Below are 25,359 nucleotides of genomic sequence, written 5' to 3'. Positions count from 1 at the left end.
TCGTCTATGAGCGAACTGACGAAACAGCGTCGGTCGAAACGAGCGTTGAAAAAAATGACAGAAACGGCCGACTTTTCCGATATGGTGCAAGAGACGGAGGCGGGGCTCGAGCGGCAAACACTCGCTCTTCATGAACTGGCGGGAGAAGCTGACGCCCTGGCCGACGCAGCCCGCAATTTGGAAGCGATGATCGCCCGTTTTCGCTCGTAATCATGCTTTCAACATCCGCATGCGGGAGGACCATCTCGAAAAAAGCCCCCGTTTTGCGAAATGCAATGAAAGCGAGGGAATGCCTATTGGGTGGGCGGTGTACGGAAAAACAATAAGCCCTTTCACCCCCGCACCAGAACAGAAGAGGCAGGGAAAGCGAAAGGGCCTGTTTGCTAACGCGGCAGCTTGCGGCGCCAAAGGAGCCACAATAACATCAGGCTCATGTAGCCAAACAGCGGATAAAGAAACGACAACAACTCCCCATAGCGAAACGGGCTGACCGCGACAAACACCAACACGAGCAGCACGCCGATCCCTTTTCCACTGATCGGCACCCAAATGCGCGCTTGACGGGCAAGCCCAAACAAGCCGCCGATGACCGAGGTAAAAATTTCTCCGTAAATGACGACGACATACAACCAATATAGCATGGCAAAAAACGCACGAACTACTTCGGCCATCGGAATATCGTAACCATCCTTTTGCGGAAACGACAGCAACACAATATGGTTGAGAAGCAACAACCCTGTTAGGATCCCCCCACCCAACATCGCTCCGCGCCTCACCGCCCGCTCACTGGCCGCTTCGCGGGCAACGGGCACCAACACCGCTTGCGCCATCGCCAAGTTAAACGCCGCATACGAAAACGGGGACAACATTGCCTTCAGTGAATAATCCGATGCCGCTATATCCGGCCGGCATAAGTCTCCAGCCATCATCATTTTGATCCATACGGCAACGCTCAAGATCATCATCATCGGCACGACGAACACGTTGACGCCAAACAGCCCTTTGCGGTCAAACAACATGACAAGAAGCGCCAAACCGAGCGTCAGTGTGACGCCCGCCTGTCTCGGCCAGCCGATCTGCTCTTCAAACACGGCACCCGCCCCGGCGATCATCACCGCCGTCACCCCCGCGATCATCGCCGTCATCACAAGCGTCACAAACGGACTCAACATTCTTCCGAACAAATAGCGATTCAATTCATCATAGGACGCGGCTCCAATGCGGCGCGCCATCACCATGAGCCGCGCGCCCCCCCATATAAACAAACAACCGCTGATGATGATGCCAACCGTTCCAGCCGTCCCATAACGAGTGAAAAATTCCATAATCTCTCTTCCGGTCGCAAATCCTGCCCCAATCACCGTTCCAACGTAAACAGCAGCGATTTGCCACGCCTCCGACCAATCGTGTCTCTTGCCCAAATCCTCCATCTCCCTCCTTGTCCGTTGCTTTTCCATATATATGTATATGTCCGGCATGGACAAGAAAGACGACAGAACGAAAAAAGAAGGCATCCGAGACAAGATGCCTTCTCACACACCGCAAACTCTCTTCATTAATATGGCATGCGATGTGAAATCGCGTTTCCATCAATGAACTGTCACGTGTTCGACTTGATGTTCGTGCAGCCCGCCGCTTCCTTCGACGTGCACTTTCACCGAATACGTTCCTTTGTTGGCAAACATGGCCATGGCTTCGTACTCGCCGTTTCCTTTTTCCTTTGCATCGACAAATTCATGCTTATTGTCCGCCTGCCAAATCTCAAAACGAACGGTCGCACCTGTCAACGGCCTCCCATCTTTGGAGAGGCGGACGGTCAACGCCGCCGGTTTTCCGGCTTCGAACGAACGGGACGACAGCGAAATGGCGACGGTGCCATGATGGTGTTCTTCAGCACTGCCTTGGGAATTTTCGCTCGCACCGTCGGCCGTCGCCGCCTGTTCCGGGTTGCCGGCGACAATATCTTTTTTCGGCATGTTATGCATATCGCGCGCCGTCACATGGGCGACGACCGAATATGTTCCCGCTTGGGTAAACGTTTTTTCCACCGAGTAGCGGCCATCGCCGTCATGCTTCGCTTCAAGCATTTCCCGCTCGCTGCTTCCGTGTTTCCATACTTCAAACTTGACTTCGCTCGCATCGTCCACTTTTTCACCGCCGTACGTCACGACGCAGGCGAGCTTGGTCGGCTTGTTCAAATCGATATGATCCGGCGCATCGATTTTCACGTCAAGCACGGCCGGCGTCTCGGCTTTCTTGTTGTGATTTGTACAAGCAACCATGATCATCATCCCCAAAAGTACAACAGCAAACGCGAAACCAACCTGTCTTCTCATCTTCACCTTTCTCCTTTTTCCTTCAAATTCATGATCATCATGAGCACCAAAGACGGAGTCTTTTCCGCCTCTTTTTCTGTTTTTCACTCTATCATAGTTTTGCCGCAACTACATTAGTATTCACCATTTTTTCAAAAACATTTCATCGTTATCACAATTTTTTTGTACAAAACACTTGAAAGTCAAAAAAGGTCAAAGTATAATAAAGTCGGAAGGTCAAAGAAAGTCAAAGTCAAATCCCGAATAAGAGAAAAGGGGGTATGCCTCATGCGCTGCCAAGCATGCCAACAACGTGAAGCAACAGTGTTTGTCAACTTGCAATGGAACGGGGAAAAACAACAACTTCACCTGTGCCATGAATGCTATGAAAAGCAAAAACAACAACTGTCCATTCCAATGAACTTCGGCTTTTCGCCGTTTTCCTTTGATGACTTCTTTACTAGCCCGTTCACAGCCGCCAACGCCGGAATGAGCGCGCCGAAAACGATGGCGAAACGCCCGCAAAGCCATGGCGGTGGATTTTTGGATCAATTCGGCCGCAACTTGACGCAAATGGCCAAAGCGGGCTTGATCGATCCGGTCATCGGCCGCGACAAAGAAATCGCCCGCGTGATCGAAATTTTAAACCGCCGCAACAAAAACAACCCGGTGTTGATCGGGGAGCCGGGTGTCGGGAAAACAGCCATCGTTGAAGGGCTCGCGCTGAAAATCGCCGAAGGGCAAGTGCCGGAAAAACTATTGAACAAAGACGTGTACTTGCTTGATGTGGCGTCGCTTGTCGCCAACACCGGCATCCGCGGTCAATTTGAAGAGCGGATGAAACGGCTCATCGCCGAATTGCAAGAGCGGAAAAACATCATCTTGTTCATTGACGAAATCCACCTGCTCGTCGGCGCTGGCGCCGCTGAAGGCTCGATGGACGCCGGCAATATTTTAAAACCGGCGCTCGCCCGCGGGGAACTGCAAGTCGTTGGGGCGACGACGCTCAAAGAATACCGGCAAATTGAAAAAGACACGGCTCTTGAGCGCCGCTTCCAACCGGTCATCGTCCACGAGCCGACCGTTGAGGAAGCGATCGTCATCTTAAAAGGCATCCAGCCGAAATACGAACAATTCCACCATGTCCGCTATACGGATGAAGCGATCGAAGCGTGCGTGAAACTGTCGCACCGCTACATTCAAGACCGCTTCCTCCCGGACAAGGCGATCGACTTGCTTGACGAGGCCGGCTCGAAAGCGAACTTGCGCCTCGGTCCGACCGATGAAAAACAACTGCAAGAGCGGTTGATGCAAATCGCGAAAGAAAAAGAACAAGCGGCGAAAGAAGAAAACTACGAATTGGCGGCGAAACTGCGCGATGAAGAGCTGAAGCTCGAAAAACAACTCGAGCAAGGCGTCAACCAAGAACGCCCTGTCGTCGATGCCGCCGACATCGAACAAATCATCGCCGAGAAAACCGGCATCCCGGTCGGCAAGCTGCAAGCCGATGAAAAAGAAAAAATGAAACATCTTGAAGAACACTTGGCGAAAAAAGTGATCGGCCAAGCGGAAGCGGTGAAAAAAGTCGCCAAAGCCATTCGCCGCAGCCGCGCCGGCTTGAAAGCGAAACACCGCCCGATCGGTTCGTTCTTGTTCGTCGGCCCGACCGGCGTCGGGAAAACGGAGCTCGCCAAAACGCTCGCTGAAGAGCTGTTTGGCACAAAAGACGCCATGATTCGCCTCGATATGAGCGAATACATGGAGAAACATTCCGTCTCGAAGCTGATCGGTTCGCCGCCGGGCTATGTCGGCTTTGAAGAAGCCGGCCAGCTGACGGAAAAAGTGCGCCGCAACCCGTACAGCATCATCTTGCTTGACGAGATTGAAAAGGCGCACCCGGATGTACAGCACATCTTCTTGCAAATTTTGGAAGACGGCCGCTTAACCGACAGCCAAGGCCGCACCGTCAGCTTCAAAGACACGGTCATCATCGCGACAAGCAACGCTGGGGTGACCGACAAAAAAATCACCGTCGGCTTTGAAAAAGAGGGCAACGGGCAAACAAGCGTCCTTGACTCTTTGAGCGCCTACTTCAAGCCGGAATTTTTGAACCGCTTCGACGCCATCATCGAGTTCAAGCCGCTCGAAAAAGCACACTTGCTTGAGATCGTCGACTTAATGCTCGCTGACGTCAAAGCAGCGATGCGCGAACAAGGCATCGAACTCGAAGTGACCGAAGCGGCGAAAGAAAAACTGGCCGAACTTGGCTACCATCCGGCCTTCGGCGCCCGCCCGCTCCGCCGCGTCATCCAAGAGCATGTCGAAGACAACATCGCCGACTGCCTGCTTGACGCGGATCAATCGGTGCGTGCGATCCGTATCGATGTCAAGGACAATGCCATTGTGGCGGAAATCGCCTAATTGTAGCTTAACGCCCAACGCGCACACCTATATCATCCATCACCCGAATGACTCGAACATCGCCCCATCCCGTTTTCGGGGTGAGGAAGTGTTTTAGGGAAGAGCAGCAAAAAGAGCCGCCCCGAAGTTTGTATGTAAGGAGGAAATGAATCAATCATCCCCTGCTTCTTTCGCTCAGAGGGATTGGCGCATCATCGCCATCCCTTTTTCTTTTTCCATCTTTTCGCCAAGAACAATAAGATTTTGCTATTAAGATTTTGCTATAATGAAGAAAAACGCAAGGGGGCATCGCGATTGCCAAACGAAATGGAGACGATCATCATTCAGACGCTCCGCCCGGCTCTTCACCCGTTCGTCATCTACCTGTTCGGTTCAGCCGCCCGTGGGGCGATGCGCCCGGACAGTGATGTCGATATCGCCTTTGTCAGCGACGGCGAACCGCATGATCCGTATGAGCTGTTTCGGCTCGCGGGGCATTTGGCTGACAAGTTAGGGCGAGATGTCGATCTTGTCGATTTGCGCCAAGCCAGCACGGTGTTTCAAGCGCAAGTCGTCTCGACGGGAAAAGCCATTGATTGCCGCGACGAGCGGAAACGGGCTGAGTTCGAAATGAAAACATTGAAAATGTATGTGAAACTAAACGAAGAGAGAGCACCGGTGTTAAAACAAATTACGGAAAGCGGGAGCATATATGAAAAGTGATGTCATTTTAAACAAGATCAGCGTGATCGAACGCTGCCTGAAACGAATTCGTGAAGAATATAACGGCGATCCAAAAAATTTACAAAATTACACAAAACAAGATTCGATCGTTCTGAATTTACAGCGGGCGTGCGAGGCATGCATCGATTTGGCCATGCATATTGTGGCCGAGCAGAAATTCGGATTGCCGCAGCATAGCCGCGATGCATTCGCTCTCCTCGAAGAACATGGGGTCATCTCCCCTTCCATAAGCAAAAAGATGAAGGCGATGGTCGGATTCCGCAACATCGCCGTTCACGACTATCAACAACTGAACCTTGGCATCTTGCAAGCCATCGTCGAACACCATCTTGATGATTTCAAACAATTTACGAAAGCCATCCTCGATTATGCTAAGAAAAACAGCTAGGCCGGCTCCCACGCGGAAGCCGGCCGGTTAGCGCCGCAGACCGTTCATCAACACGTGAATCGTCCGTTCCATTTCCGCCTCATCGTCCCAGTTGTGGTCAGGCAAAAGGAGAAAGCGGGCGGCCAAAAAGCCGGCGAGCGATGTGATCGTCAAGCGGATGACCGAATCGACCGGCAGCTCGGCCAACTCACCTTTTTCTTGAAAATGGCGGACAATGCGGGCGAATTTTGGATACACGTGCTCGGTAAACACGCGTTGAAAGCACTGTTTAATCTCGGAATGAAAGGCAACCTCCTGCCAAAGCACGCGAATCGCCGGCAAATACGTTTTCACAAAGGTGTAGCGGTTGGCGAGCACCGCGCGCAAAAACTGTTCGTACGTCTCATATTCGTTGTCAAACACTTCGCGGACGAATTCTTTCGCCAAAAACGGGGCGACGGAATGAAACAACGTCGGCGTGACGATGGCCAGCAATAAATCTTTTTTCGTCTTATAATGGCGGAAGATCGTCCCTTCCGCCACCCCGGCCTTTTTGGCGATTTCACTCGTGGAAGTCGCCGCATAGCCTTTTTCGGCAAACATTTCCACTGCGGCTTCCAAAATTTTCAGCTGCTTTTCACTGAACTGCCCTTCCTTGCCGCCGATTTGCAGCAATTCCTGAATCCATGAATGCTCGCTCATGACTCTACTCCTTACAGCTTGCGGTATTTTTTCAATGCTACTACATTTAATAGCATAAACAGCATCGTAAAGCCAAGCAGCACGTACACATCCACGGCGATGGCGCTAAAACCTTCTCCGCGCACCATAATATCGCGCAGCGCATCCGCCCCGTAGGTGAGCGGCATGATGACGCTTAAGGAACGAAGCCATTGTTCCATCGTGTCGAGATTGAACAAACCCGAGAAAAACACTTGCGGCACGACGACAAGCGGGATAAACTGCACCATTTGCAGCTCGTTGTTGGCGAACGCCGACAGCAGCATCCCAAGCGCAAGCGCCGTCATCGCCAACAAAAACGTAATGAGCAGCACATACCCGAACGAACCTTCCATCATCATGTCGAGCACATCAATGGCAAACCATGAAATTAAGCTTGCCTGAATCGTCGTAAACAATCCGAACCCGATCATGTAGCCGGCGACCATTTCCCAGCGCCTGAGCGGCGTCGCCATCAGCCGCTCGAGCGTCCCGTTCGTCCGCTCGCGCAAAAATGACACTCCAGCAATCAAAAAGACAAAAAAGAAGACGAAAAAGCCGATCAGCACGGGGCCGAAATAATCAAATGACGCCATGTCGCTTGATCCGTGCCAATACGTTGTTTTCAGCTGAAACGGGGGCTTGGGCGCCATGGACTGAAACGCCTTTTGCACCGCGACCATCACCGCCTGATTGGCCGTCGGGTCGCTTCCTTCCAGCGTAAGGTGCGGAGCGCTTCCGCTCATGTCAAGCCACGCGTCAATGTCTTGATCGTCCAGCTGCTTTCGCGCTTGTTTTGCTGACAGCTCTTTCACGTTCGCTCCTGCTTCTTTCAACTTGTCAACAACCACCTCAGGCACGTGTTCGCTGACGGCAATGGCTGGTTTGTATTCTTCGCCATTAAACACCAAATCCATTAACAACAAGACGAACATCGGCGCGACAATCATGAGCGCCAGCGTGCGCTTGTCGCGGAAAAACTGGCGGATGATGCGGACGACAATGGCCAACACTCTCATCGACGGACACCTCCAAACGTCAAAAACGCTTGCTCAATCGTTTCCGCGCCTGCTTCCTGTTTCAATTCATCCGGGCGGCCGACGGCGATCAGACGGCCTTCGCGAATCATGCCAAGCCGCCCGCACTTTTCCGCTTCATCCATCACATGGGTCGTGACGACAATGGTTGTGCCGCGCTGGCGAATCCGCTCAAGCTCCGCCCAAATCGATTGGCGCAGCAACGGATCGATGCCGACCGTCGGCTCATCCAAAATAAGCACGTCCGGTTCATGAAGCAAGGCGATCGCCAGCGACAACCGACGTTTCATCCCTCCTGAATATTGGTGCACCAGCTTTTTTCGATCATTCGTTAAGTTGACAAGCGCCAACATGTCATCGATCCGCTCCTTTTGTTTTTTCCCTCGCAACCCGTAGATGGAAGCAAAAAATTGCATGTTCTCCAGCGCAGTCAATTCTCCGTACAGGGCATCCGACTGGGCCATAAAGCCGATCCGCTTCATGGCGCCAAGATTGGGCATATTCACGCCGAGCACGCGAATCGTCCCTTCGCTCGCCGCATCAATGCCGGCGATCATGCGCACCAACGTCGTCTTGCCCGCCCCCGACGGGCCGAGCAGGCCGAATATTTCCCCCGTCTGGACTTCCAACGACACATCGTCGATGACTACTTTTTTTCCAAACCGCTTGGAGACACGCTCGACTTGAATACATGGATTGGCGGTCATTGCTTTTCTCCCTTTTGCATAGTAGTGAGTAATCACTCATATATAGTATAAAAAAGATAAACCTTTTTGTAAAGTGAGTAATCACTCACAAAACAAATTTTTTGAGCTGCCGAACTGTCGGCAGCCCCTCTACTCGTTCATCGTTTGCATGTCTTGCCAGCCGTAGCACCACTCCCATAATGCTTTTCCACCGATTTCCACCCTTTCCTCGGCCAGTTTTTCACCGCCAAGCCGTTCGTAAAAACCGCGTGACGGATTGTCGGCAAGCACCCAGACGACCAGCGAATGAATGCCTTTTTGCGTCAAATCGCCGACGAGCGCTTGCACGAGCTGCCGGCCGAGCCCTTTTCCTTGCACCTCTTTAAGCAAATAAATCGCATACAGCTCCCCGTCATACTTCGCTATCAGACCGTCGGCTGCCCGATTTGGTCCGCCGGAGACGAATCCAACGACGCGTCCGTTTTCCTCGGCGACAAACACGGAATGGTCCGATTGGCGGAGCACCTTCTCCCATAACGTTTGTTTTTCTCCCACTGCCAACGTCTCCAAGTACGCGTCCGGCACGATGCCGCTGTACGTCGTCTTCCAACTTTCGACGTGGACCGAAGCGATGGCCAGTGCGTCGACCCATGTGGCTTTACGGATCATCGTTTTCCCCCTTTTCCCCAGTTTGATAGAAGTTTTCAAATTGAACGCTCTCCCACCTACGCTTGAGCTTTGAGGTGAGAGATTGTTGGAAACACCCGCCCCACAGCAGGCTGTCAACCAAGCCATCCCCGCCCAACACGTGGAAGTGGGGGTCTTCTCGGCGCGAGATGATAAAGAAAAGCAGGGCGGTGCTGTTCCCGCCCGCCTTCTTTGCTTCTTTTTACAAGGCTTTGTCATCGACGCTGTCCAACCACCGCTCGATATGGCCGACGACCGAAGCGACCGCCCCGTCAGCAAACGGCGACTTTAGGTTGGCGCTTTTGACGAGCTCAGTAAACGGCCGGCTGCCGCCCAATCGGCAAAGCGCCACATAGTCGCGCCAGGCTGATTCCCGGTCTTCCTGCGCCCGCTTCCAAAACTGGAACGCGCACACTTGCGCAAGGGTGTAATCGATGTAATAAAACGGATCGGTGTAAATATGCCCTTGCCGCTGCCAAAACCCGCCGCGCTCAAGGTAGTCATGGCCGGCGTAGTCTCTTGTCGGCAAATACGCTTTTTCGATGTTGCGCCAGACACTCTTCCGCTCAGCCGGCGTCATATCCGGGTTCTCGTAGACAGCGTGCTGAAATTCATCGACCGCAACGCCGTACGGCAAAAACAAAAGTGCGTCGCTCAAATGGGCGAACCGGTATTTGTCGGCGTCTTCGCCGAAAAAGAGCTCCATCCACGGCCATGTGAAAAATTCCATGCTCATCGAATGGATTTCACACGCCTCAAGCGTCGGCCAGTTGTATTCCGGAATGTCGTAATGACGGCTTTCATACACTTGGAACGCATGTCCGGCTTCATGGGTCAATACGTCAATGTCGCCGGATGTGCCGGTAAAGTTCGAGAAAATAAACGGCGCCTTGTAATCATCGATATACGTGCAATAGCCGCCGCCCGCCTTCCCTTTTTTGGCGACGAGGTCCATCAATTCGTGTTCGACCATATAGCGGAAAAACTCGCCGGTTTCCGGCGACAGCTCTTCATACATGCGCCGGCCGTTGTCAACAATCCAAGCGGCGTCCCCTTTTGGCGCCGGGTTGCCGCTCGGAAACATGAACGGCTCATCATAATATGTAAGCCGGTCGACCTGAATCCGCTGCCGCTGGCGCTCGCGCAGCTTTGCTGCGAGTGGGACGATGTGCGTTTTCACTTGCCGGCGGTAGCCTGCGACCATATCGGCATTGTAATCGGTCCGGCCTAAACGGGCATAGCCGAGCTCAACAAAGTTTTTGAACCCAAGCTTCCGGGCGATCGCTGTGCGGACGTGGACGAGCTCATCATACAGCTCATCGAGCTCTTTTTCGTGGTCCGTGAAAAACGAAAACCGCGCTTCGCTCGCCCGTTGGCGCATCGTGCGGTCCGGCGACCCGACAAACGGCTGCAGCTGGGCGAGCGTCCGCTCCTCTCCTTCAAACATGATTTTCGCCGATGCGATGAGCTTCGTATATTCGCTGGCCAGCTTGTTTTCTTTTTGCAAGTCCTCTACAATCGCCGGCGCGTATGTTTTCAGTTGCGTTTCCGCCAACGCAAACAGCTGTTTCCCCCATACTTGTTCCAATTCAGCGCGGAACGGCGAGGAAACAAGCGCGCGGTAATAATCGTTGACAAGCCCCTTGACGATCGGCTCCGTTTCATCGAAAAAGTCTTGTTCTTTCTTATAGAACTCATCGTTTGTATCGATCGTATGGCGAATATGGCAAAGGTTCGCCATCGTGCTGTAGCGGCGGCGCAGCTCATTGATCCGCTTCATCGCCTCGTGTTGCAAGGCGGCGCTCCCGGCGCGGCGGAACGAATCAAGCGCTTCTTGAAACGATGCTTGCAATTGAGCGATGTCCGGCCGCTCGTAACGAAATTCGGAAAACTTCATGCTCTGTCCCTTCTTTCCTTTCATTTTTATATTTTTTCATCACTCAGCCGATCTACTGTTTATTCGCCATGAATCCTCAAAATCCTTCTCGATTTCCCATTCTCTGGGTTCATCACCACAAATTATACTAATCCACGAGTGTTGATTATCCAAAATTAGACATACGCCTTCCATAAATTTGGGCATACTCAAACAAAGCAGCGGCCATCCCGGATTTCCAATCGAGAGGAAGCTGCCCAGAGAAAAAACGGCGAACAAACGAAATGAAGGAAAGAGAGACGTTCGTCCGTTTTTTGGTTTGATCATACAGCCATCGCAGCAACACATACGCGATGAACGCCGCAAACAGTTGGTTGTATACCGCATTTTCCGTCGTGCCAAACAAGGTCGGGACATTCAGATATTGCTTCACCCAACGGAAAAAGATCTCAACAGTCCAACGTTGTTGGTACATGTCGGCAATGGTTTCCGCAGACGCATGGAAGAGGTTCGTCACGACCCGAATGTCGCGGCCATTCGCATCTCGAAAGATCACTACCCGGTGACGCTTGGTGGAGCGGTATTGTTTCGTTCCCAACTGGCACGTGAAGTCGGCTTGAACCGATGAAGATGCGCTCGGAAGGCGGTTCAAGCTTTTTTTCTGATGAAGTTCGATGTTGTCCTTCATCCGAATGACAAAGAGCTGATGCTGCTCCACAAATCGATCGAGGCGTTCGATTTTGAAATACGCCCGGTCTTCCACCAGCACTTGTTGAGCGTTCGTCAACTGTTCTCCCACCGGGCCATCATGACGCAGTCCGATGGTTTCCACCACGTCTGCCGGCAACGAGGATTCCGGCGAATACGCGACGTGCAGCTTCACTCCGGCGCGTTCGCCGTGATACGGAGCCCATGGGAGGCGGTTTTTCCCGACCGTGACGGTCGTCGAATCCACCACCCGAAGCGGTTTGGGAAACCGAAGCGAACGGCGGGTTTGGCGGTTGCACTTGGAAATGATCAACGCCAACAAGCGTTTCATGATGTCATAGGGAACTTCTTTCGCTTTCTTGGATACAGTTGAATAATGGAATCGCGGCAATCCATACAGAGGCCCCACATCGGCTCCGTGGCGAAAGCTTTTCCATTGATGCATGGCGGCCAGCAGGAAGAAGTGAATCAACTCGCGCAACGTAAAGGTTCGAGACGAATCACGATACCCAACCGCTTCGGCAATCAGTTGAATCTCTTCATCCGAAACAAGTTTTTGCATCAAATTCGGGAGTGTGGTATGCTTGTTCATAGAGAGCACCTCCTGGGTTTGTTTGTGTTGCTACTCACATTCTACAGGAAAGGTGCTCTTTTTTCTATACCCTTTGGATTTTATTGGATAATCAACACGCCTGATACTAATCATTTCACTCATATTTCGCAACCTTTGCATCATATACATTTTCCAAAAACATATTGACGTTTTTTGTTGAATTGAATTGACGTTTTTTGTTGAATTGAGTAATATAATGTCGACAACGATATACCCCCTCTCCACTTCAATGGGATAGAGGTTGCGGTGAACAAAAGTAGCGCTGTCGAGGCTCGGAGCGGTCGATGATGCAGCGGGAAAGGGTTCACCGCCGAAGTTTGCGGCGCGCTCCGGCGGCGCAAGCTGGGCCTGCGTCCGAACAGGCGCAGGACTGCCATCGCCCTTGGGCGATGGAGCGCTATCGCCATTCAGTTGGATGCGAATCATGCACCCGCTGAAGAGGCGCGGGTGCTTTCTTTTTTTTTTGAAAGGAGCGTTTTGACCTTGGATCAGCAACGAAAACTTGGCATTTGGGTGTTAACCGCGCTTGTCGTGGGCAATATGGTTGGTTCCGGCATTTTCATGCTGCCGCGCTCGTTGGCGGAGGCTTCGAGCCCCATCGGCGTGATGCTCGCCTGGCTGCTGACCGGAGCCGGCGTTCTCATGACGGCGCTTGTTTTCGGCAACTTGGCAATCCGCAAGCCCGACTTAGGCGGCGGACCGCAAATTTACGCGAAGGAGCTGTTTCCGAAAGGCTCCAATCTCTCGATTTTATCGGGATTTATGTCATCGTGGGGCTACTGGGTCGGCAACTTTGCCGGCAACGTCGCCATCATCACGACGTTTGCGAGCTACTTGTCGACATTTTTCCCTGTATTAACGAGCGACAAAACCGTTCTCACGATGGGCTCGTTTACGCTAAAGCTTGGGAATTTGCTTACCTTTCTCGTCTGCACGGCGCTTCTTTGGGGGATGCATATCATCATTTTGCGCGGTGTAGAAGGCGCTGGCAAGCTGAATTTTGTCGCCACCGCGGCCAAAGTGCTTGGCTTTTTCCTATTTATCGTCATCGCCTTGTTTGCCTTTGACAAAGCGGTCATCGGCCCGCTTGATGCCCCGCGTTATGACGGAGACGGACAGCCGATCGGTTTGCTTGGACAAATCAACAACGCCGCGTTATCGACACTCTGGGCGTTTGTCGGCGTTGAATCGGCGATGGTGTTCGCTTCCCGCGCGCGCAAACAAGCGGACGTAAAACGGGCGACGATCGCCGGCCTGCTCATCGCCTTAGCCATTTACATCGGCATCAGCTTTTTGGTGATGGGCGTCTTGCCGCAACGCGAACTGATTCAATCGGAAAAACCGCTCGTTGATGCCATCATTGCCATCGTCGGACCGGCGGGCGGCTACGTGTTGGCTGGTCTTGGGCTCATTAGCCTGCTCGGCTCGACGCTCGGCTGGATCTTGCTGAGCGCTGAGGTGCCGTACCAGGCGGCGAAACAAGGGCTGTTTCTGCCGGCCTTTTTGAGAGAAAACAAGAAAAACGTGCCAAGCTTCTCGTTGACGCTATCGAATGCATTAGCCCAGCTGTTCATTTTCTCGACCATTTCCCATTCGATGGCGGTAGCGTTCGATTTTGTCATTTACATCGCTACGCTCGCCTACCTCATCCCGTATTTGATCTCTTCCGTCTTTCAGTTGAAACTCACGCTCACCGGCGAAACGTACATGGAGGCGCGCGAGCGGATGGTTGACGGAATCATTGCGGCCTTAGCGACGGTGTATTCGATCTGGGTCGTTATCGCTGGCACGGCAGACATCAAAACCTTCCTACTCGGTGTTGTCCTGCTCGCTAGCGGCCTAATCTTCTATCCGCAAGTAAAAAAAGCGGCACAGCAGGCGAAAGAAAAACAAAAATTATCGGCATAGCCAAAAAGCGAACGTCCATTATGGGGGCGTTCGTTTTTTCTGTTTTAGGCAGGATCTTGTCTTTCGGAAGACGAAATATACAATGTAGTTCCATTTTACTTAAAAGAAAGAGGGGGCCAACTGATGAACAACAACGAACAACCGACAAAACGCCGCGGCATAACGGCGGAAGATTTGCTTCGCCTCCGCTCGGTGCGCGACCCGCACTACGCGCCGGACGGGACGCGCGCCGTGTTTGTGGAAAAATCGATTGATGAGGAAAAACAATACCGCTCCCATTTATGGATATGGGCGGCAGACGGCTCCGTCCGTCAATGGACGTTCGGCCGCTGGCGCGACATGAAGCCGCGTTTTTCCCCAAGAGGTGAAATAATCGCCTTTTTATCTGACCGCTCCGGACGCACACAGCTTTGGCTTTTGCCCGCCAATGGCGGTGAGGCTCGCCAACTGACGTTTTTCAAAAACGGTGTGCGCGATTACGTTTGGTCGCCGGACGGGACGTTTCTCATCACCCTAACGACGCTTGGCGATGATGAAACGATTGAAGACCGCGAAGAACCGGAAAAGGTAGAAGTGAAGCGAGCCGACCTGAAACCGCGCGTGGTCGAGCGGCTGTATTACAAATCAGACGCGTCGGGTTTTCTTGACGGCAAACGGGCGGTGCTCACGCGCATCGATGTGCTGTCAGGAAAAAGCGAAGCGTTGACGGGCCGCGAGGAGGAAATCGGTTCGTTTGCGATTTCGCCAAACGGACGGACGCTCGCCTTTGTCGCCAACCGAAACGAGGATCCGGACACAACCTTTACGCGCGACATTGTTTTGCTTGATCTCGAATCGAAAGCGGAAACGAACTTGACGAACGGATGCGGCACATTCGCTTCGCTCGCCTGGTCGCCGGACGGAACGAAGCTCGCCGCCATCGGCCATGATCTTGCTTATCTCGGGGCTACGCTTCACCGGCTTTACGTCTTTGAGCCGGAGCGTGGAACGAAGCGGGTGTTGACCGCCGATTGGGATGTCCATCTCGGCGATGCCATGGTCGGCGACACACACGCTGATGCGAAAGGGCCGGGACCAATTTGGGCGAGCGACGGAAGCGGCCTGTATGTCACCGCCTTGGAGCGCGGACGCGTCAACTTGTATTTCGTCTCGCTCGCCGGCCCGATCGTTCCGGTGATCGAAGGCAACTTCCATTTATACGGTTTAGCCATCCACCCAAGTGAACAGCAAGCCATCGCCGCCATCAGCTCGCCTACGTCCGTTGGCGATTTATATGCGGTCTCGCTTGCCGATGGAACGAAAACGCGGCTTACGCGTGCCAATGAAGCGCTCGAAAACGAAGTGGTGTTCGCCGATGCCGAACCGTTTACGTATCGATCGGCGGACGGTTTGGAGATTCAAGGCTGGATCATGAAACCGCCTGAGCTTGACGAAGGGGAAAAGGCGCCGCTTGTCGTCGAAATTCACGGCGGGCCGCATGCGATGTATGGATTTACGTTTTTCCATGAATTGCAGCTGCTCGCTTCATCCGGTTATGCCGTGCTGTTTACGAACCCGCGCGGCAGCCACGGATACGGCCAGTCGTTTGTCAATGCGGTGCGCGGCGACTATGGCGGCATGGATTATGAAGACATTATGGCTGGCGTCGACGCCGCCATCAGCAAGTTCGACTTTATTGACAAAGAACGGCTTGGCGTCACCGGCGGCAGCTACGGCGGATTTATGACGAACTGGATCGTTGGGCATACCGACCGATTCAAAGCGGCTGTCACTCAACGTTCGATTTCCAACTGGCTCAGCTTCTCTGGCGTGAGCGACATCGGCTACTTTTTCACGAAATGGGAAGTCGGCTGCGACGTTTGGGAAGACGCTGAGCGGCTTTGGCATCATTCGCCGCTCAAATACGTCAAACACATGCGCACACCGCTTTTGATTTTGCACAGCGAACGCGATTACCGCTGCCCAATTGAGCAGGCCGAACAGCTGTTTGTCGCCTTAAAGCAGCTCGGGCGGGAAACAAAGCTCGTCCGCTTTCCGGACGCCAACCACGATTTGTCGCGCACCGGCAACCCTGCTCTTCGGCTTGAGCGTCTTCGCCATATCGTCGACTGGTTTGACCGCTATTTGAAAGGAGCATCGCATTAATCCGAAAGGAGAACCACCATGTACGCACTCGTCATCGGTGGGACAGGCATGTTAACCGACGTGTCGCTTTGGCTCGTGCGAGAAGGGTACCATATATCCATCGTCGCCCGGAACAGGGAACGGATGGAACGGCTCATCGCCCGCGCCGCACATCTTTAGGCCATTACCCCGCTTTTGGTCGATTATCGCGATCATGATGTACTATGTTCCTTGATTCACCAAACAATCAATGAAAACAGAGCCTTCGACCTTGTTGTCGCATGGGTGCACAGCGACGGGAAACAGGCGTTTCCGACCATCATCCGGGAAAATAGCAGACATCCCGGTCCTTGGCGTCTGTTCCACGTGCCCGGCAGCCGGGCCCATCCGGCCGAGGCAAAGCGGGAACTCCATTTGTCTTCCGCTTGCCTGTACCGGCAAATTCAGCTTGGCTTCGTGATCGAAGAGCACAGCACGCGTTGGCTCACCCATCAAGAAATCAGCAGCGGCGTCATTGACGCCATTCAGCGTGATGCGCCGTTTCATCTTGTCGGCACACTAGCATCAGAGAAGAAGCGGCCGCATTAATGGGAAGCGCCCTCTCGTTTGTACCGAGAGGGTGCTTTGTCCGCCTTTGGCGCGGATGGTTTCACGATGGAAGCAGTTCGACATAATCGCCCGTTTTCAAGCCGGCCGCGTTCGCTTCATCGGTGTCAATGTGCATATCTAACGCAAAATCTTCGCTGACGCGGACGATCACTTCGTCAAAAATGAGCGCCCGCTCCCCTTGCGTTTTCACTTTCACAACTTGTTTATCGCGGACGCCAAACGTCTCGGCATCTTTCGGCGTCATATGAATGTGACGCTTGGCAATGATCACCCCTTTGTCGACGGTCACCGTCCCCTTCGGCCCGTGAATCGTAATGCCCGGCGTTCCGTCAATATCGCCGGATAAGCGGACCGGGGGCGCGACGCCGAGCTTGAAGCTGTCGGTTTTCGAAATTTCAAGCTGGGTGAGCGAACGGACCGGTCCGAGGACGCGGACGTTTTCAATTTTCCCTTTCGGCCCTTCGACCGTCACCGTTTCCTTGGCGGCGAACTGGCCAGGCTGCGACAACGGCTTGAGCACCGTCAGCTCGGCGCCTTCGCCAAACAGCGCCGCCATGTGTTCTTTTGATAAATGAATGTGGCGATTCGATACCCCTACTGGAACCATCAATGGTGATCTCTCCCTCTAGAAATGTTGATGTATCAAGGCTTTTCGGCCCCTCAGGGGTGTCCAAAAAATATTTTTCGACAAAATCCCTTACATCCTTTTTCAGTTTTGTGGATATCTTACAGACCTAGGGTGCGCTTCGCGGCCACGGCTGGGGATATTTTCCTGCCGTGGGGGGAAGCATATTCGATGCACCCTTTGGATCTCCGCGTCGCTGATGAGGACGAACCCTCCCATGTCTCCGGGCGTCTTCGCGCCAACATTCCCTCGTTCGGTCTCGTCATCAGGCGGAGGCCGGCCAAGCTCCTTTAGGGACTCAAGGTCGAATGGATGAAATCACGCCAGCTTCTCCGGTGTCATCTCGTTGTCCAACGATTCTTCCGTTCGCAGGGGGAGGCCTTAGGCCGCCCGTTGCACCTGGGACAAGACGTCCTGTTTCATTCGCTCCGCGTCAAACGCTTGTTTCTTCGTACAAATCGCAAACAGCACATTCAACAGCTTCCGGCACAAGGCGACGATGGACTGCTTTCCGGTCAGCGGATTGACGGATCGGGTCGTATAATACTCATGCAGCTCGCGAAACGCCTCGTTATGCCGAATCAGCGGAATCATCGCCCGAAACAGCACCGAGCGCAACCGTTTCCGTCCCCGTTTGGAGATGTGCTTTTGCCCTTTGCGCTGGCCGGAGGAGTTCTCCTTGAGCGTCAGGCCCGCCAACTTCACCAATTGGCGCGGGTCCCGATAATGGGCGAAGCTGCCGATCTCCGCCAGCAGATCGATGATCGTGGCGTCTCCCAACCCGTCGACCGTTTTCAACCATTGGTACTCCATCGTCGTTTGAACCAATGCCTTCAACTCGGCGTCCAGTGCAGCGATCTCCGCCTCCAATTGGCGGTATCGGCGGACGAGCGCGGCGATCTCAAACCGGGCCATCGCTGTCCCTTCCGTCACCCCAATCGAGTCCTTCGCGGTGTTGATCAACGCCTGAATTTTGGCCTTCTGCGGGCATTTCATCCCTTTGCTTTGCCGGTACACCTCGATGAGCTCCTCGGCGGTCCGACCGGCCATATCAGCCGGAAGCGGCGTCCACTCCAACACCGAAAGCGCCGTTTTCCCCAAGTCACGAAACACGGTCCAAAACTCTGGAAAATACCGATCCGTCCAGCGGACGATCGCGTTTTTCACCGCCGTCTGTTCCTTGCGGAGCTTCTCTTTGAGCGTGCTTCCCACGCGCAAATCGGCTTCGATCTCGTGCAGCAGCCGGGGAACGAGGAATCGTCCGTCTTTTGCCAGTCTGGCAATGACCAGGGCGTCTTTGGCGTCGTGTTTCGTCGGCAGGTTGTCATCGAGTTCTTTCGACCGGCACACATGCGCCGGGTTGACCATGACCAACGGGATCCCGTGCTCCTCGAGGAAGTAGGCCAGGTTCAACCAGTAGTGCCCGGTCGGCTCCACCGCGACGATCACCTCTGACTTCCCAAACGCTTGCATCGCCTCCTGAATCGCTTTATACAGCTGCTGAAACCCCTCTTTCGACTGGAAGATCGGGAACGACTTGCGAAGCACGCGCCCCCGGTCATCCACGAAGCAGGCGTAGTGGGTTCGTTTCGCGATATCGATGCCCACGACAAGCGTTTGTTCCGTAACTTGATCAATTTTATAGTTTTGTGTACAATTCATCTGAAGTCCTCCTTGGTATGGTGAGTGATGTGGTTGACACCCCTGCATCATACCAAGAGGGCTTTTTTTGATCAAGTCCCCGGAAAAGCTCCTAACGGGAATGCTCCTTTTTTGCTGGCTATGGTATGTTCTTTATATAACGTATCCATTTCCGGCAAAATTAAAGAGGCCGACCTCGCGTCAGCCCCTTGTTTTTGCCCCATATCCTAATTTTTTCAGCAGCGCAATCGCCTGCTCTTTTTCTGCCGCCGTCAGCGCCGAAACCGTTTCGTGAATTTTTTCCGCATACTCGGGAAATACGCGCTCAATAAACCGCCGCCCCTCTTCTGTAATGGACGCGTACGTGACGCGCCGGTCCTTTTCGCAGGCGCGGCGGACGATCAATCCTTTGTTTTCCAGTTTGTCAATGACGTAGGTGATGCTCCCGCTCGCCAGCAAAATTTTTTCGCCAATTTGCTGGAGCGGCTGATCCCCTTTATGGTATAACAATTCTAACACGGCAAATTCGGTCGGATTGACCCCGAATGAGTGGATTGATTTGTTCACTTGGTCGCTTACGGCGCGGTAAGCCCGCGACAATACGATAAACAACTTTAGCGATTGCTCGAGTTCTTGCTTTTTTTGTTCCATGCCATCCAACCCTTTGCATTTAACCATTTCTTACTTGCATTATACTTGAACAGCAAACAGGCAGGCAACCGTTTTTGCCAGGCGCTGGTCCATTTTTCTCGCCAGCGGCCGTTCCTTTCGCTATGATAATTTTGTTATAGGGCAGCGCTTGGGCGATTGTCACATTTGTGGAAACAGCGTATATGAAAAAATAAAGGCTGATGAAGGGGGAATTGGATGAACGGGGTATTGACCGGCAGTGTGCTGTCCGCCTTATCGACCGGACTTGGCGCTGTGCCGATTTTGTTTATGGCCAAATCGCTCACCCACCGCTGGCGCGATGTACTCCTCGCGTTTTCAGCCGGCATTATGATGGCGGCCTCGATGACAAGTCTTATTCCCGAGACCCTGCGGTCCGGCGGTTTTGAGGCGCTCGCCATCGGATTGGCGGCGGGGGTGCTCGTGTTAACGTTGCTTGAGATGACCGTCCCCCATATCGACTTGGAGCATACGAAAAGCGGCTTGCAATTCGACGAAAAGGCGATGCTCATCATCGCCGCCATTGCGATGCACAATCTCCCCGAAGGGCTGTCAGTCGGGTGAGCTACGCCTCAGACGGCGCTTCGCAAATCGGCAATTTGATCGCATTGGCCATCGGCTTGCAAAACGCGCCGGAAGGATTTTTGGTCGCCTTGTTTTTAGTCAATCAGCAGATTGGCCGCTTTAAAGCGTTTGTCATTGCCACGTTAACCGGCGCGGTCGAAATTGTGACGTCTTTGCTCGGCTTTTATTTAACCTCTCTCTTCCGCGGCCTCGTTCCATACGGGTTAGCGTTTGCCGCCGGGGCGATGCTGTTCATCATTTACAAAGAGCTCATTCCCGAAAGCCATGGCGACGGCAACGAACGGATCTCGACGTACGCCTTTATTATCGGCATTTTGTTTATGATTTTGTTAACCGAATCGTTTTAGCGGTCTCTCCTTACGTCATCGAGGCAAGCGCTCCTCTCCATACAGAACGAAACACCCCGCTGCCTTGCCTGGCAACGGGGTGTTCTCATTATTGGACAGCCTCTTCTTTCTCTTCATACGGATGGGCGACCCAACCGGACGGGTTGATGAACAGGCGGACGGCTACGACTTGGCGGTCGTCCATGAGCGTAAAGTAGTGCGGATTCCCTTCCGGCACGGAAATGACATCGCCGGCTTCCAGCTCGACGTCAAAATAGCCGGTCTCTTTGTCGCCTTTGATAATGAAAATGCCATGGCCGGCCGTAATGGCGCGCACTTCGTCTTCCGTATGGATGTGCACTTGTTCAAATTTTTTCAGCAGTTCATCCAAGTTCGGCGTCGCATCGGACAGAGCGACGATATCCCATGTTTTGTAGCCGCGGCGCGCCGCCAAGTCTTCAATTTCATCTTTGAACGCCGCCAAAATTTCATTTTTCTCTTCATCGGTGAGCACGTATTTGTCGCGCAAATGCTCCGGCAGTTTGGCAATGTCCCAATGCTCGTACAGGACGCCTTGGCTGTTTAAAAAGGCGCGCACATTCTCCTCTCCTGTAATCACTTCACCTGTTTTTCTCACTTTGATGACGGCCATGTCAAAATCCCCCTTCTAAAAGATGTATATTAACCAACCGGCAGGCCGGCTCGTTGCAAAAGCAGCCGCTTCACCTGCCAGCTGAACAAAAACTCCCACGCTTCCAAATGTTTTTTCGCTTCAAACGCCGTTCGTCCCCAGACGGTAATGCCGTGGTTGTGGATCAACACGGCGCCGGCGTCGCCATGAACATGGTTCGCAAACTCCCGAGCCAGCGTCGGGATGTCGGCGTCATTGTTAATGATCGGGATGCGCACTGCGGCGTTTTCTTCCCAAATGCCAAACGCCTTGATGATTTCCTGGCCGGAAAAGACTGCTTCCCCGTTTGACGCATACAGTTCAGAAATCAAATTGTTGTCCACGGTATGAACGTGCAAGACGCAACCGGCGTTTGTGCGGTTGTAAATTTCCACATGCAGCAGCGTCTCCGCTGATGGCTTTAAATGTGTTTTCTCCGCTGGTCGGCCAGCAGCGTCAACGAGCAAGAAGTCCTCATCCGTTTGCTTCCGCTTATCCTTGCCGCTCGCTGTCACCAAAAACGTCAACGGGTCGTCCGTCACTTTGATCGACAAATTGCCGCTTGTTGCGAAAAACCAATCGCGGGCGGCGAGCTCGGCTTTCACTTCCGCAAGCTCGTTCCACTTTTTCACGACGATGCTCATACGATCACCTCCATTCGCTGCAACGCATCCATCACGTCAAAAAACGTCGCAAATGGCGCGTGCGGCAGGTCAAGCTCTTGACATTTTTCAAGCAGAAAATCGCGCGCCAGCACATAGTCGGCTTGCCTGGCCACCGCCAAGTCGGTGATCGAATCGCCGATGACGACGTGATACCCGTCCGGGCGGGCAAGCCTGCGCAATAGCGACGGCTTGCAGCAGCCGCAGCCGTTTTGGCACCGGCTGTCACATGCATGCGGCCATGTGATGCAGATCGTCTCACCGCTGAAATCGGAGCCGTTGCAAAAAATCCGCTCTGGTTCAATGAGCCCTTCAAGCAGCGGATAGACGAAAAAGTCGATGCCGCCGCTCACGATATAGAGCGGGATGCTTTGCTCTTTTGTCCATGCGACAAACTCGCGGAACCCTTCGCGCAAGCGGGCGGTGCTAAGCAAAAAGTCAACAATCTCCCCTTTCAGCGCTGACGGAAGAAGCGAAAACATTTTTCCGACGCCTTCCTGAACGGAGATGCGCTGGGCGAGAATGTCGTCCTTTAGTGCCTCCCACTCCGGCGGGGCGAACTGTTTCATAATCGCGATGATGTTGTCGTTTTCCGTGATCGTGCCGTCAAAATCGCAAAAAAGAACGAGTTGTTTCGTCATGCTTCCACCTCAATAGCGCCCCAGCGGTCGATCGCCTTTTGCAGCGCCTCGTTGTCTTTCGCCGCTTCACGAAGCGGACGGCCGACCAGCGCTGCGTCGATGGCGGCGCGAAACGCCTTTCCGCCGCCGATCGCCCCGTCCGGGTGGCCGTGGATGCCGCCGCCGGCGTTGACGACGCTGTCAAGGCCAAAATCGCGGACAAGGAGCGGCACCAAGCCCGGATGGATGCCGGCCGATGGCACTGGAAACGCCCGGGCAAACGGCTCTTGTTCATCGGTCAGCGCCCGGGCGATGCCAAGCGCCTGCTCGCGCTCCAAGGCGACGCTGCCGTACGGCGACGGGAACAGAACAAAGTCGGCGCCGGCAAGCCGCAAAAGCTTTCCAAGCAAGAGCGACGGGGCGACGCCGTAAAACTCCGACGGCGTGATCGCGCCGCTGAACGCCGGGTGGGCCATGATCGGAACGGAAATCTCTTCATCTTCCCGCAACCCTTGTAGGACGTCCAATCCATAGGCGAACACGTTGAACAACAGCACATCGGCGCCAAGCTCAGCCGCCCGTTTCGCTTTTTCTTTCAGTTCAAACGTTTTGCCGGTCAAGTTGACGGCATACAGCGTCCGCTTGCCTGTTTGTTCGTACACCTCTTCGAGCGCCGCTTTGCCTTCTGTAATGCGCTTCGCAAATGGCAGACGATCGCTGTCAAACAAAATTTCGTCATCTTTGACCAAGTCAACGCCGCCAAGCGCTTGCTTTTTCAACTCTGATGTCAAATACGCCAAATCGCGGCCAACGATGCCCTTGAAAATGCTCATCAACAGCGGGCGGTCGTACACTCCGACCTTTTCGCGAATGCCGGCGATGCCAAAGCGCGGCCCCGGAAACTGCCGCTTCCATTCTTCCGGAAATTCCAAATCAAGCAACCGCACTTCCCCGTCAAGCGACAGCTTGCCGAACGTCGTCACCAACAATGCTGGCAAATCGGCGCTGAAGTTGACGGTCGGGTAAGCGATTTTGACGATTGCCCGCTTCAACCGCTTGCCGAAATAGGCGTTTACCCGCTCGCTCTCGCCAAGCTCTTCGATCGCAACGACTTCCCCTTTATGCTTGCGAAGCTGGTCTTGCTCTAGCTGCGGCAAGTCGGTCCATGTGCCGACTGTCAAGCCGAGCGCGATTCCTTCCGCTTTTTGGCGAATATCGTGTTCATCATGAAGCAAATACGTCGCAATGACTGCACTCATCGTCCATCCCTCTTTCAATATATGGCGAAATAAAAAAGCCCCTTCCTAAGAAGAGGCGTCATTCATTCATGGCGCTCTTCTTATCTCCCAGCGTTTCCGCTGCAAGAATTAGCACCGTGCTTAGCGTGCGCCAAGCCGGTTGCCGGGCTTCATTGGGCTCGTCCCTCCGCCTGCTCTTGATAAGAAAGCCTGCTCGTTTATGCACTTGTCAAACGATTGGCAAATTTACTTTGAATTATGACAGCCTTTGCCACCGTTGTCAATCATTTTTTTAAAATAGCCTGGTCAACGTTGTCCCGTCAACGGTTCATTGCCGCTCTTTTTTTCAAAACAATCCGAGCCGGCCGATCCGCTCCGCCGCTTCGCGAAGCCGCGCTTCATCGGTCAACAATCCAACGCGCACATACCCTTCGCCGTGTTTTCCAAAACCGATGCCTGGGGCGACGGCGACGTGCGCCCGCTCAAGCAACAGATCGGCAAATTCGGCGGATGATGCGCCTTTTGGCAACGGAAGCCAGGCGAAAAATGATCCAGACGGCGCCGGCGCTTCCCATCCGATCGCGCGCAAAGCATGAATAAACGTATTGCGGCGCGCCTCGTACAAGGCAACGAGCTCCGCGACGCAGTCTTGCGGGCCGAGGAGCGCAGCTGCCGCCGCTTCTTGGACGGCGCCGAACAAGCTGACGTACAAATGATCTTGCAACAACTCAATGGCACGGATGATCCGCTCATTGCCGACAGCGAACGCCACGCGCCAGCCGGCCATATTGTACGTTTTCGAGAACGTGTAGATTTCAACGCCAATGTCTTTCGCCCCGTCCACTTCTAGAAAGCTGACCGGCTTTTGGCCGTCAAAGCCGATCGCGCCATAGGCAAAATCATGCACAACGGCTATGCCGTACTTTTCCGCAAATGCCACCGTTTCAGCAAAAAACTCCTTCGTCGCCGTCGCGCCGGTCGGGTTGTTCGGATAGTTTAAAAACATCAGTTTCGCCCGGTCGGCCGCCGCCCTGGGAATGGCCGAATAATCCGGCAGAAACTCATTCTCCGCGACAAGCGGCATCATTTCCATCCGCGCGCGGGCGAGCGCGATTCCCGACCAATAGTCCGGATAACCCGGGTCCGGGACGAGCACGACATCGCCCGGGTTGACGAGGCAAAGCGGCAGCTCGACAAGCCCGGCTTTGCCGCCGAACAAGATGGCGACCTCGCGGGCCGGGTCGATCGTCACCCCGTACTCGCGCGCGTAAAACGCCGCTACGGCTTTTTTCAAAAACGAGTAGCCTTGAAACGGCGAATATTTATGGTATTTCGGATTGGCCGCCGCCCGCTGCATCGCCTCGACGATATGCTTTGGCGTCGGCTGATCCGGATTGCCCTGCCCTAAGTTGATCACATCATAACCCGCCTTGATCTTCGCACCGACTTTCGCCACGAGCGAGGCGAAAAACTGCTTCGGCAGCTGTTCAAGCAGTTCGGAAAAGGGAAATTCGATCGTCATCGTCCAC

24 protein-coding genes, 1 pseudogene and 2 riboswitches are annotated in these 25,359 nt (G+C 53.7%); of the genes and pseudogenes, 9 read left to right on the top strand and 16 right to left on the bottom strand.

What is annotated here, in order from left to right; genetic code table 11:
• Nucleotides 1-6 precede the first annotated feature (6 nt).
• Nucleotides 7-210, top strand: coding sequence for a hypothetical protein (locus tag NSQ51_RS04740; protein ID WP_033015868.1), 204 nt, complete (start codon nucleotides 7-9; stop codon nucleotides 208-210).
• A 173-nt stretch (nucleotides 211-383) separates the two neighbouring features.
• Here NSQ51_RS04740 and NSQ51_RS04735 read toward each other — a convergent pair whose 3' ends face one another.
• Nucleotides 384-1,421: a hypothetical protein gene (locus NSQ51_RS04735; protein WP_183084019.1), complete on the bottom strand. Its 1,038-nt coding sequence runs from the start codon at nucleotides 1,419-1,421 to the stop codon at nucleotides 384-386.
• A gap of 168 nt (nucleotides 1,422-1,589) precedes the next feature.
• A complete protein-coding gene (locus tag NSQ51_RS04730; RefSeq protein WP_033015863.1) occupies nucleotides 1,590-2,336 on the bottom strand; it encodes a FixH family protein in 747 nt (248 codons plus the stop codon).
• 267 nt (nucleotides 2,337-2,603) lie between these two features.
• On the opposite strand from NSQ51_RS04730, the gene NSQ51_RS04725 reads away from it, so the two are divergent.
• The 3 genes from NSQ51_RS04725 to NSQ51_RS04715 all read left to right on the top strand — a co-directional run bounded on the left by NSQ51_RS04725 (nucleotide 2,604) and on the right by NSQ51_RS04715 (nucleotide 5,847).
• The gene (locus NSQ51_RS04725) at nucleotides 2,604-4,736 is read left to right on the top strand and encodes an ATP-dependent Clp protease ATP-binding subunit (protein ID WP_121650091.1); all 2,133 of its coding nucleotides are present in this window, start codon (nucleotides 2,604-2,606) and stop codon (nucleotides 4,734-4,736) included.
• A gap of 306 nt (nucleotides 4,737-5,042) precedes the next feature.
• On the top strand, nucleotides 5,043-5,438 hold the full coding sequence (locus NSQ51_RS04720; RefSeq protein ID WP_031212949.1) for a nucleotidyltransferase domain-containing protein: 396 nt from the start codon (nucleotides 5,043-5,045) through the stop codon (nucleotides 5,436-5,438).
• The gene (locus NSQ51_RS04715) at nucleotides 5,428-5,847 is read left to right on the top strand and encodes a DUF86 domain-containing protein (RefSeq protein ID WP_014195290.1); all 420 of its coding nucleotides are present in this window, start codon (nucleotides 5,428-5,430) and stop codon (nucleotides 5,845-5,847) included. The genes NSQ51_RS04720 and NSQ51_RS04715 overlap by 11 nt, the downstream gene beginning before the upstream one ends.
• A 27-nt stretch (nucleotides 5,848-5,874) precedes the next feature.
• Here the strand turns inward: NSQ51_RS04715 and NSQ51_RS04710 are convergent, their stop codons facing one another.
• From NSQ51_RS04710 to NSQ51_RS04685, 6 genes are all read right to left on the bottom strand, one after another.
• On the bottom strand, nucleotides 5,875-6,528 hold the full coding sequence (locus NSQ51_RS04710; RefSeq protein WP_033015860.1) for a TetR/AcrR family transcriptional regulator: 654 nt from the start codon (nucleotides 6,526-6,528) through the stop codon (nucleotides 5,875-5,877).
• Nucleotides 6,529-6,539: 11 nt separating this feature from the next.
• Entirely contained in the window at nucleotides 6,540-7,565 is a 1,026-nt protein-coding gene (locus NSQ51_RS04705) for an ABC transporter permease (protein WP_033015858.1), read from the bottom strand.
• A complete protein-coding gene (locus NSQ51_RS04700) occupies nucleotides 7,562-8,290 on the bottom strand; it encodes an ABC transporter ATP-binding protein (protein WP_049625072.1) in 729 nt (242 codons plus the stop codon). Before NSQ51_RS04700 ends, NSQ51_RS04705 begins: the two co-directional genes overlap by 4 nt.
• Nucleotides 8,291-8,419: 129 nt before the next feature.
• Nucleotides 8,420-8,938, bottom strand: coding sequence for a GNAT family N-acetyltransferase (locus NSQ51_RS04695; RefSeq protein WP_033015854.1), 519 nt, complete (start codon nucleotides 8,936-8,938; stop codon nucleotides 8,420-8,422).
• A 220-nt stretch (nucleotides 8,939-9,158) separates the two neighbouring features.
• Nucleotides 9,159-10,853 (bottom strand): M3 family oligoendopeptidase, encoded by a 1,695-nt coding sequence (locus NSQ51_RS04690; protein WP_049625073.1) that lies wholly within the window; start codon nucleotides 10,851-10,853, stop codon nucleotides 9,159-9,161.
• Between the two features lie 145 nt (nucleotides 10,854-10,998).
• Nucleotides 10,999-12,132, bottom strand: a complete 1,134-nt coding sequence (locus NSQ51_RS04685) for an IS4 family transposase (protein ID WP_121678437.1) — start codon at nucleotides 12,130-12,132, stop codon at nucleotides 10,999-11,001.
• A 248-nt stretch (nucleotides 12,133-12,380) separates the two neighbouring features.
• A riboswitch (Lysine riboswitch) is annotated at nucleotides 12,381-12,561 on the top strand.
• A 75-nt stretch (nucleotides 12,562-12,636) separates the two neighbouring features.
• On the opposite strand from NSQ51_RS04685, the gene NSQ51_RS04680 reads away from it, so the two are divergent.
• The 4 genes from NSQ51_RS04680 (at nucleotide 12,637) to NSQ51_RS04665 (ending at nucleotide 16,773) form a co-directional block, all read left to right on the top strand.
• Entirely contained in the window at nucleotides 12,637-14,061 is a 1,425-nt protein-coding gene (locus NSQ51_RS04680) for an amino acid permease (RefSeq protein WP_049625503.1), read from the top strand.
• A 123-nt stretch (nucleotides 14,062-14,184) separates the two neighbouring features.
• The gene (locus NSQ51_RS04675; protein ID WP_049625504.1) at nucleotides 14,185-16,206 is read left to right on the top strand and encodes a S9 family peptidase; all 2,022 of its coding nucleotides are present in this window, start codon (nucleotides 14,185-14,187) and stop codon (nucleotides 16,204-16,206) included.
• Between the two features lie 18 nt (nucleotides 16,207-16,224).
• Nucleotides 16,225-16,365, top strand: a complete 141-nt coding sequence (locus tag NSQ51_RS04670) for a hypothetical protein (RefSeq protein WP_230847097.1) — start codon at nucleotides 16,225-16,227, stop codon at nucleotides 16,363-16,365.
• A gap of 15 nt (nucleotides 16,366-16,380) precedes the next feature.
• Nucleotides 16,381-16,773: a short-chain dehydrogenase gene (locus NSQ51_RS04665; protein ID WP_259463352.1), complete on the top strand. Its 393-nt coding sequence runs from the start codon at nucleotides 16,381-16,383 to the stop codon at nucleotides 16,771-16,773.
• 61 nt (nucleotides 16,774-16,834) lie between these two features.
• Here the strand turns inward: NSQ51_RS04665 and NSQ51_RS04660 are convergent, their stop codons facing one another.
• The 3 genes from NSQ51_RS04660 to NSQ51_RS04650 form a co-directional block, all read right to left on the bottom strand.
• Nucleotides 16,835-17,401, bottom strand: coding sequence for a phosphate propanoyltransferase (locus tag NSQ51_RS04660; protein WP_033006192.1), 567 nt, complete (start codon nucleotides 17,399-17,401; stop codon nucleotides 16,835-16,837).
• 399 nt (nucleotides 17,402-17,800) lie between these two features.
• On the bottom strand, nucleotides 17,801-19,081 hold the full coding sequence (locus NSQ51_RS04655; RefSeq protein WP_033013870.1) for an IS110 family transposase: 1,281 nt from the start codon (nucleotides 19,079-19,081) through the stop codon (nucleotides 17,801-17,803).
• 180 nt (nucleotides 19,082-19,261) lie between these two features.
• Nucleotides 19,262-19,711: a MarR family transcriptional regulator gene (locus NSQ51_RS04650; RefSeq protein WP_049625078.1), complete on the bottom strand. Its 450-nt coding sequence runs from the start codon at nucleotides 19,709-19,711 to the stop codon at nucleotides 19,262-19,264.
• A 216-nt stretch (nucleotides 19,712-19,927) separates the two neighbouring features.
• On the opposite strand from NSQ51_RS04650, the pseudogene NSQ51_RS04645 reads away from it, so the two are divergent.
• A pseudogene (locus NSQ51_RS04645) lies at nucleotides 19,928-20,661 on the top strand (ZIP family metal transporter).
• An 88-nt stretch (nucleotides 20,662-20,749) separates the two neighbouring features.
• Here the strand turns inward: NSQ51_RS04645 and NSQ51_RS04640 are convergent.
• The 5 genes from NSQ51_RS04640 to NSQ51_RS04620 form a co-directional block, all read right to left on the bottom strand.
• Nucleotides 20,750-21,292, bottom strand: a complete 543-nt coding sequence (locus NSQ51_RS04640; protein WP_033015827.1) for a cupin domain-containing protein — start codon at nucleotides 21,290-21,292, stop codon at nucleotides 20,750-20,752.
• Between the two features lie 29 nt (nucleotides 21,293-21,321).
• The gene (locus tag NSQ51_RS04635) at nucleotides 21,322-21,954 is read right to left on the bottom strand and encodes a methylthioribulose 1-phosphate dehydratase (protein WP_015374252.1); all 633 of its coding nucleotides are present in this window, start codon (nucleotides 21,952-21,954) and stop codon (nucleotides 21,322-21,324) included.
• Nucleotides 21,951-22,613, bottom strand: a complete 663-nt coding sequence (gene mtnX, locus NSQ51_RS04630; protein WP_049625077.1) for a 2-hydroxy-3-keto-5-methylthiopentenyl-1-phosphate phosphatase — start codon at nucleotides 22,611-22,613, stop codon at nucleotides 21,951-21,953. Before mtnX ends, NSQ51_RS04635 begins: the two co-directional genes overlap by 4 nt.
• Nucleotides 22,610-23,851: a 2,3-diketo-5-methylthiopentyl-1-phosphate enolase gene (mtnW, locus tag NSQ51_RS04625; protein WP_033015834.1), complete on the bottom strand. Its 1,242-nt coding sequence runs from the start codon at nucleotides 23,849-23,851 to the stop codon at nucleotides 22,610-22,612. Before mtnW ends, mtnX begins: the two co-directional genes overlap by 4 nt.
• A 77-nt stretch (nucleotides 23,852-23,928) precedes the next feature.
• Nucleotides 23,929-24,037, bottom strand: a riboswitch (SAM riboswitch).
• A 139-nt stretch (nucleotides 24,038-24,176) separates the two neighbouring features.
• Nucleotides 24,177-25,352, bottom strand: coding sequence for a pyridoxal phosphate-dependent aminotransferase (locus NSQ51_RS04620; RefSeq protein ID WP_033015817.1), 1,176 nt, complete (start codon nucleotides 25,350-25,352; stop codon nucleotides 24,177-24,179).
• Between the last annotated feature and the right edge of the window lie 7 nt (nucleotides 25,353-25,359).

It is taken from the genome of Geobacillus sp. FSL K6-0789, from assembly GCF_038593135.1.
In the GTDB taxonomy this organism is placed as follows: domain Bacteria; phylum Bacillota; class Bacilli; order Bacillales; family Anoxybacillaceae; genus Geobacillus; species Geobacillus stearothermophilus.
This window is presented reverse-complemented; position numbering and strand designations above follow the sequence as displayed.